The sequence below is a fragment of the Ensifer sp. genome (assembly GCF_035999185.1).
Lineage (GTDB): Bacteria > Pseudomonadota > Alphaproteobacteria > Rhizobiales > Rhizobiaceae > Ensifer.
The window spans coordinates 1-5,428 of the sequence record NZ_DASYHB010000155.1 but is presented as its reverse complement, the minus strand read 5'-3'; the positions used below and the strand labels follow the sequence as shown (position 1 = coordinate 5,428).

General features: G+C 62.2%; 5 protein-coding genes. All 5 read right to left on the bottom strand.

Annotated elements, in window-relative coordinates:
* Nucleotides 1-775 (bottom strand): ABC transporter permease (locus VGO04_RS20040; RefSeq protein WP_327497718.1); only part of this gene is annotated, 775 nt, incomplete at its 3' end.
* 70 nt (nucleotides 776-845) lie between these two features.
* Nucleotides 846-1,829, bottom strand: a complete 984-nt coding sequence (locus tag VGO04_RS20035; protein WP_327497719.1) for a BMP family protein — start codon at nucleotides 1,827-1,829, stop codon at nucleotides 846-848.
* A 60-nt stretch (nucleotides 1,830-1,889) separates the two neighbouring features.
* Nucleotides 1,890-3,185 carry an amidohydrolase family protein gene (locus tag VGO04_RS20030; RefSeq protein ID WP_327497717.1) on the bottom strand — a complete coding sequence of 432 codons (1,296 nt, stop codon included), beginning with the start codon at nucleotides 3,183-3,185 and terminating at the stop codon, nucleotides 1,890-1,892.
* Nucleotides 3,186-3,406: 221 nt separating this feature from the next.
* Nucleotides 3,407-4,195: an aldolase gene (locus VGO04_RS20025; RefSeq protein ID WP_327497716.1), complete on the bottom strand. Its 789-nt coding sequence runs from the start codon at nucleotides 4,193-4,195 to the stop codon at nucleotides 3,407-3,409.
* A 189-nt stretch (nucleotides 4,196-4,384) separates the two neighbouring features.
* Nucleotides 4,385-5,281: a LysR family transcriptional regulator gene (locus VGO04_RS20020; RefSeq protein WP_327497715.1), complete on the bottom strand. Its 897-nt coding sequence runs from the start codon at nucleotides 5,279-5,281 to the stop codon at nucleotides 4,385-4,387.
* Nucleotides 5,282-5,428: the final 147 nt, after the last annotated feature.

Sequence of the window (5,428 nt, the reverse complement as noted above, 5' to 3'; positions counted from 1 at the left end):
CGTTTCGCGCGACGTTCATGCCGGCATAGCGGGCGGCATGGGGGTTGAGGCCGACGACACGCAGCGCAAAGCCGCGGCTGCTTCTTCGCAGAAAAATGTAGAGCGCAACGGCCAGCACCACCGCGACGAGGATGCCGATGTGAAGCCTGAGGTCGGTCACCAGGCGCGGCGTCCAGGCCTCGCGCACCAGCCTTGCCGATTGCGGATAGGCGGCACTTGCGTCACGCATAGGACCGGTGACGAGATAGCTCGTGAGGATGAGAGCGATATAGTTGAGCATGATCGTGGTGACGATTTCGCTCGCCTGGAAGCGCACCTTCAGATAGCCGGCAATGCCGGCCCAGGCCGCACCCGCCAGTGCTCCCGCCAGCATCACCAGCGGCGCGTGCACCCAGACGGAAAGACCGTCGATGCTGGTGCCGACAAGGGTTGCGGCGATCGCGCCGACATAGAGCTGGCCTTCGGCGCCGATGTTCCAGATCGAACAGCGGAACGCGACGCAGAGCCCCGCGCCGATCAGGATCAACGGCGTCGCCTTCAGGAGAATTTCTCCGACCGAGCGCAGGTCCTGGAACGAGCCGAAGACCATGACGGTGACGACGTCGCTGCCGTTGAAGCCGTTGAGCCAGAGCAGGAGGGCGCCGAAGGCGAGTGCGACCAGAACCGCCGCGATGGGTGTCAGGGCGCTGATCGCAGCTTGCGAGAGTGTCCTGTAGAAAGCTTGGGCTGCTTGAGAATTCACGGTCTCACGCACTCCCTGGTTTATCTCAGCCATGGGTGTGTCCGGATATTGGTGTGACGCGGGAAGGGCTGCGGCCGGATTTCCTGCCGCAGCATGGAGCCGGCTATTCTGCGCCGGTGTTGATCTCGCCGGCGGCGATCTTGGCGCTGATTGCCTTGACTTCGGCGCGGACATCCTCCGGCACGGAGACCGGGCCGTCGTCGCGGAAGGTAAACGAGATGACCTTCGGGTCCTTCAGGCCAAAGACCACGTTCTCCGTCGGCGGGTGGCCTTCCTTGATCGCGCGAACCACCTCGACCACGCCTTGAGCATAATCGGCGACGTAGAGCCCCAGGATGTTGTTGGGCGCTACCTCGGTAAAGTCGCTGAATATCGAGAAGGAGCGCACGTCCGGGCCGGATTCGGCAATCGCCTGGTAGCCGCCGACGGTGGCGCCCGAAGCGTTCGGCACGACGAAGTCAGCGCCTTGCGAGATCATGCTGAGCGCCGCTTCCTTGGCAGCCGTCGTGTCGGTGAAGTTGCCGATATAGGCTTCGCTGATCGGAAAATTCGGATTGACGCTTTTTGCGCCGTTCTTGAAGCCGGCGAAAGCCTGCTGGATCGGCGGGATTTCCATGCCGCCGACAAGGCCCGCCTTGCCGCCCATTTTCGCGGCGATGACGCCCATCAGGTAGAAGGGCTGGCTGGTATCGGTGTTGAGCCCGATGACGTTGCCTTCGTGGATCGCGCTCGATGAAATCAGGAAATAGGTGTCCGGGTAATCGACCGCGACGTCCCGTGCGGCGTCCTGGAACTCGAAGCCGTGGCCAAGGATGACCTTGTAGCCCTGGCTGGCATAGTCGCGAAACGCCTTCTCGAACGAGGCCGGGTTTTGTTGCAGCTCGACATAGCTGATCTTGGCGCCAAGCTGTTCCTCCACGCCCTTGAGCGCATTGTAGCCGATCCGGTTCCATCCCTCTTCGGAAACGCTACCGGGCACCAGCAGGCCCATCTTGAAGTCTTCGGCCCGCGCGTGGTCCAGCCAGAAGGTTCCGGCAAGGGCCAGTCCGAGTGTGGACGCAAGCAGTGAACGACGCGAAATCTCAATAATCATTTCATTCCTCCCATTAGATTGCAGTTCCAATCCCCCCGGAGCAGCCGTTCCCTTTTATGCGTCCTCCTTCAGGCGGATATTTTCAGTCGTGCTCTGCGAGACGAGGCGCCCGTTCGAAAAGACGAATGCCTTATCCGGACCGCCGGCAACCAGCGTGTCGGTATCGATGCAGTCGGTAATGACGAAGTCGGCGCGTGCGCCGGGCTTGAGGCCATAGTCCTTGGCAAGCCCCATCAGTCGGGCAGGGGCGGTCGTGATCATGGTGTGCGCGGCGGCGAGCTCGTCTCCACGCAGATGCCCGGCAAGCAGGGTCCAGCGGGCGATTTCCAGCATGTCGCCTGAGCCGGTCGGAACGAACGGATCCTGGATGTTGTCCGAGGCGGTGGCGATGGTGATGCCGGCACGATAGAGCTCGGCGACGCGCGTCAGCCCGCGCGGCGGCAGCATCTCGTAGTCGCGGCCTTGCAGATAGAGATTTGCGGCCGGCAGCGTTACGACACCGACGTCCAGTTTGTTCAGGCGCTCGGCTATCCGCTGGAACTCCCGACGGGGCAGGGCGCTTAAGACCGAGACGTGGCTGAACACGGTACGACCCTGCATGCCGAAGCGCTCGACGCGGTCGAGTGCGGCATCGAGGAGGTGCACGCCGGCATTGAGGTGCTCGTCAAGGTGCAGATCGATCGGCTTGCCGGATTTCACCGCGGCGGAAAACAGGATGTCGAGGTAACGCGGCGGGTCCTCGGAAACGGCGGGCGTTCCACCGACAGCGTCGGCAAGTGCAACCGCGCCGTCGATGTTGTTGCCGAGCCATTCGAAGTCCTGGCCGGGATGCGGCGTCATGAAGGCGACAAGCTGAAGCGTGATGCGTTGCTTTTCGGCATCGCGAATGGCGGCCAGCGTCTCGATGCCGTGGAAACCGGCATCCTTGTCGACGTTGATGTGGCTGCGGATCGCGGTCGTGCCGCGGGAAAGACATCGCCCGATCGTGCGTGTCGCGCGCTTGTGAATGTCGTCGGGGCCGGCGGTGCGGGCATATTTCGCAAAGGCTTCGCGGGCGCCTTGGAGCGTGCCGGAAGGATTGGGCGTAAACCGCAGCACTCCCGTCTTGTCGAGATGCTGGTGTGCGTCGACGAAGCCCGGCGAAACGAGCATGCCGGAAATGTCTATGCAGGCGCCGCAGGAACCGGTGTCGAGAAAGGGCTCGACGACCGTGATGCGCCCGTCGGCGCCGACGATGATGTCGCTTGCCGACTGCGAGCCGTCATCGTTTATGACGGTTCCGCCCGTAAGCGCAAAAGACTGACCGGGGGTCAGTCTTGCGAGCAACGCAGCTGGATTTTCACGTACCATGTCGTCCCCACCTTGTTGTTATGAGGGAAGACTAAGCACGTGCCTTTAATTCAAACAAATTCATTATTTCAATTGTTTGATAAATGGATCGCAATAATCGCCGATGGCAAGGCAACGCACGAGCATTGCCAACGTCACCGAAAGAGATGTCTGATCAACCGGTTGACCGGTATCAAGAACGGGCCGATACGATCGGCTTTTGACATCGGCCCGGTTCGCATTCAGTGCCTGTATTGCGGCTCCTCGGCGTCGAGTTGCCGGCGGATGGCGGCAAGATGGGCCCTGGCGGACTCAGGATCGCCTTCACGCATTTGCCGGTAGGCGGCCTCGGCGATCCCGGGGTCGACCGGCAGCACCTCTCGGCCGGTGGACATTGCAAGCACCTGCACTTCGGCCGCCCGTTCCAGATAGTAGAGATCGTCCCAGGCCTCGGCGACTGTCGGCGCCAGCACCAGTACGCCGTGGTGTTTCAGGAAGACAATGTCGGCATCGCCTGCTGCGGCTGCAATGCGGGCGCCTTCCCGATGGTCGAGGGCAAGGCCGTTATAGTTTTCGTCGACAGCGGTGCGACCGTAGAATTTCAGCGCCGTCTGACCGGCCCAGATCAACGGGGCGCCCTCGGTCATGGACAGGGCGGTCGCATAGGGCATGTGCGTGTGGAAGGCGACCTTTGCGCGTGGCAGCCGACGATGGATTTCGGCGTGGATGTAGAAAGCGGTCGCCTCCGGTGCGCCGTCACCATCGATGACGGTGCCATTGAAATCGCACACAAGCAGCTTCGAGGCCGTCAGTTCGCGAAAGGCATAGCCGTAGGGATTGACGATGAAGAGGTCGTCGTGGCCGGGCACGACGGCGGAAAAATGGTTGCAGATGCCCTCTTCGAAACCGTTGCGCGCCGCCATGCGGAAGCAGGCCGCCAGATCTTCTCTGGCGCTGCGGATGGCGTCGGTGGAAAGGTCGGGCCGGTTCGACCGTGCCGCCTCGGTACTGCTTTTCAGGGAATGCGCCATGGAAGCTCCTGGTTTGGCTTGAGCTGGGAGCGGCGGCCGGCCGAAAGCCCGCCGCGCACAGCGAACGCTGCGCCCTGCCTGCCCGCCGTTTCGCGGTCCAGCAGCGCAGCCAGATAACGCCGGAAATCGCCGATGGTCAAACCGGTACCGCAACAACCAGGCCCAACACGCTGTCCATTTCCTGAAGCGCTAGTGCACGGACTTCACCAGGAAGTCGCGAAACCGTCGGGCAGCGGGAGAGAGCGAGCGCGTGCGTTTCTGGATCAGGCTGACTTCGCGCTTGATGTGTGGTTCGGTCGGGGTGCGCACGACGAGGCCCATGGACGTCGCAAGCCGCGTGACCGCCGATGTCATGATCGCGACGCCGAGCCCGCCCTCGACCATGCCGATAATCGTCAGCGGCAAAGCCACCTCCTGCATCGCCTTGTCGAACGGCAGCACGATACCGTTGCGCGCCAGTTCGCTTTCGAGGCGGTCCCTTATCGGATTGCCGCGGTGCGGACCGATCAGCTTGCGGTCGACCAGATCGGTCCAACGGATCTCGCGCAGCCGGACCAGCGGGTCGTCCGGGTGAAGGACGATGAGGAATTCGTCGGTTGTCAGCCGGGTACCCATCAGTTCCGTGTCGTCCTCCGGCACAGTTCCGATGCCGAGGTCCACCGAACTGTTTGTCACCTGTTCCAAGACGGCTATCTCCGCCACGTCATGCAGCGCGACGGTTATGTCGGGATAGAGCCTGGTGAAAGAGTTGACGAGTTGCGGCAGCATCAATGCGGCCTGCACGGTGCCGGCCGCGATCGAAACCTTGCCACGTCTGAGCGCATTCAACTCGCGCGAGCTTTCCACCATCCCGTCGATGTCGGCGACGGCACGGGCGGCAACCGGCAAGATGTCCATGCCCGCCTGCGTAAGCCGCAAGAGGCGCGTGTGCCTGTCGAACAGACGCAGCTTCAAGTTCTGCTCCAGCTGTCGCACCAGCGTGCTCACCGCCGACTGCGAGGAGCCGAGCCTGTCGGCGGCCAGGGTGAACTGCCCCAGATTGGCGACGGTGACGAAGGCTCGAAGCTGCTTCAGCGTAATGTCCATGCCGATCCATTCATTCAATTACTATATGAATAAATATGATTGTGCCGATTGTTTGCTGATTTGGCCAGCCGCATGATCCGCTTCGTACGGCGTGCGGTGACAAGATCATGAGGCCGAAGTTGCCCTCCCACCGCGCCGGAAGCTGTT

Excerpts from the sequence above, each read along its gene's own strand:
- VGO04_RS20030 (WP_327497717.1), bottom strand. The coding sequence starts at position 3,185 with ATGGTACGTGAAAATCCAGCTGCGTTGCTCGCAAGACTGACCCCCGGT.
- VGO04_RS20025 (WP_327497716.1), bottom strand. The coding sequence starts at position 4,195 with ATGGCGCATTCCCTGAAAAGCAGTACCGAGGCGGCACGGTCGAACCGG.
- VGO04_RS20020 (WP_327497715.1), bottom strand. The coding sequence starts at position 5,281 with ATGGACATTACGCTGAAGCAGCTTCGAGCCTTCGTCACCGTCGCCAAT.